The following is a 2,283-nucleotide window of genomic DNA, read 5'->3' on the forward strand; positions in this document are numbered from 1 at the left end:
CGACGAAGAACAGCACGTCCTGATTTTCGACGTCGCGGAAATATTCGGCGATGGTCAGACCCGACAGGGCGACGCGCGCGCGGGCGCCCGGTGGTTCGTTCATCTGGCCGTACACCAGCGCAACCTTCGACCCTTCGCTGATCGCGTTGCCGTCGGCATCCTTGGCGATGACGTTGGCGTCGAGGAATTCATGGTACAGATCGTTACCTTCACGGGTGCGTTCGCCCACGCCTGCGAAGACCGAGGTGCCGCCATGGCCCTTGGCGATGTTGTTGATGAGTTCCTGGATAAGCACGGTCTTGCCCACGCCCGCGCCGCCGAACAGGCCGATCTTGCCGCCCTTGGCATAGGGCGCCAGAAGGTCGATGACCTTGATGCCGGTGACGAGGATCGACGCATCGGTCGACTGGTCGATGAATTCCGGTGCCTTGGCGTGAATGGGCGAGCGCAGTTCGGTCTGGACCGGGCCGCGTTCGTCGATCGGTTCACCCACAACGTTCAGGATGCGGCCGAGCGTGGCCGGGCCGACGGGGACGCTGATCTGCGCGCCGGTGTCGGTCACTTCCTGACCGCGGGTCAGGCCGTCGGTCGAGTCCATCGCGATGGTGCGGACAGTGTTTTCGCCCAGATGCTGGGCGACTTCCAGCACAAGGCGCTGGCCATTGTTGCTGGTTTCCAGCGCCGAAAGGATCGCCGGGAGCGCATCGGGGAAGGTCACGTCGACGACGGCGCCGATGACCTGCGAAATGCGGCCTACATTGTTGGTGGTTGCCATGACTTCTGTCCTTGCCTGCACTTAGAGGGCTTCGGCGCCCGAGATGATTTCGACCAATTCGGTGGTGATCGCGGCCTGCCGGCTGCGGTTATACTGGATGGTCAGCTTGTTGATAAGGTCGCCGGCGTTGCGGGTCGCATTGTCCATCGCGGTCATCGACGCGCCCTGTTCGGACGCGTTGTTTTCCAGCAGCGCCTTGAAGAGCTGTACCGTGACGTTGCGCGGCAGCAGGTCGTCCAGAATGGCTTCCTCGCTTGGTTCATATTCCACCGTCGCGGGAATGGCGTTGCGGTCGGCATCGGCGGGGATTTTTACCGGGATGATCTGCTGCTCGGTCGGGATCTGCGCCAGCGCCGACTTGAAGCGCGAATAGAAGAGGTGCGCGACATCGAACTTGCCGTTCAGATACATGTCGCTCAGCTCATGCGCGATCGCCTGCGCCTGATCGAAGCCTGGCTCCTTGACACCCGTAGTGTCATATTGCGCGACGATCTTGCCGGGATATGTGCGGTTGATGACCGGACGGCCCTTGCGGCCGATCAGGTAAAATTGCACCTTCTTGCCGTCCAGTTCCAGCGCGCGGGCCTTGGCGAGCGCAGCCTTGACGATGTTGGCGTTGAATGCGCCGGCCAGGCCACGGTCGGAGTTGGCGACGACCAGCAGGTGGACGTCATCCTTGCCCGTGCCCGCCAGCAGCGGCGAAGCGCCTTCGCCCGAACCACCGGCGATCTTGGTCGCCAGGCTGGCGACGACCGCTTCCAGCCGCTCGCTATAGGGGCGCGCGGCTTCGGCCGCGGCCTGCGCCTTGCGCAGCTTCGCGGCAGCGACCATCTGCTTGGCCTTGGTGATCTTCTGGGTCGATTTGACCGACCCGATCCGGATTTTCAGTTCCTTGAGGCTGGGCATATACCGTCTCGTTCAATCCTGTTCCGTCACGCCAGCGAAGGCTGGCATCTCACGCCCCCAGGTCGGACCTATCCGGCCTGAGACCCCAGCTTTCGCTGGGGTGACGGCTAATATTAAGCGAAAGTCTTGCCGAAGCTGTCGAGCGCGGCCTTGAGCTTGCCCTTGGCGTCGTCGCCCAGGTCCTTGCTGTCGCGGATCGCTGCCAGCACTTGCGGATGATCGTGGCGCAGATAGGCCAGCATCATTTCCTCATAGCGGGTCACATCCTTGACGGCGACATTGTCGAGATAGCCGTTGGTGCCGGCAAAGATCGACGCGGTCTGCTCTTCGAAGGGCAGGGGCGAGAATTGCGGCTGCTTGAGCAATTCGGTCAGGCGCGCGCCGCGATTGAGCAGCTTCTGGGTCGAGGCGTCGAGGTCCGAACCGAACTGGGCGAAGGCCGCCATTTCGCGATACTGCGCCAGTTCCAGCTTGATCGAGCCCGACACCTTCTTCATCGCCTTGGTCTGCGCGGCGGAGCCGACGCGCGACACCGACAGACCGACGTTGATGGCCGGACGGATGCCCTGGTAGAAGAGGTTGGTTTCCAGGAAGATCTGGCC

General features: G+C 62.8%; 1 protein-coding gene and 2 pseudogenes. All 3 read right to left on the minus strand.

The genetic code is table 11. The annotated features are described in order from the left end of the window. Positions 1 to 775 (minus strand): annotated as a pseudogene (locus B2V90_RS02020) (F0F1 ATP synthase subunit beta); the annotation flags it as partial. A gap of 21 nt (positions 776 to 796) precedes the next feature. After that, positions 797 to 1,681 (minus strand): F0F1 ATP synthase subunit gamma, encoded by an 885-nt coding sequence (locus B2V90_RS02025; RefSeq protein WP_009821082.1) that lies wholly within the window; start codon positions 1,679 to 1,681, stop codon positions 797 to 799. 113 nt (positions 1,682 to 1,794) lie between these two features. Next, positions 1,795 to 2,283: pseudogene (locus tag B2V90_RS02030) on the minus strand (F0F1 ATP synthase subunit alpha); the annotation flags it as partial.

The organism is Sphingobium sp. UBA5915, from assembly GCF_002431195.1.
GTDB classification, from domain to species: Bacteria; Pseudomonadota; Alphaproteobacteria; order Sphingomonadales; family Sphingomonadaceae; genus Sphingobium; species Sphingobium soli.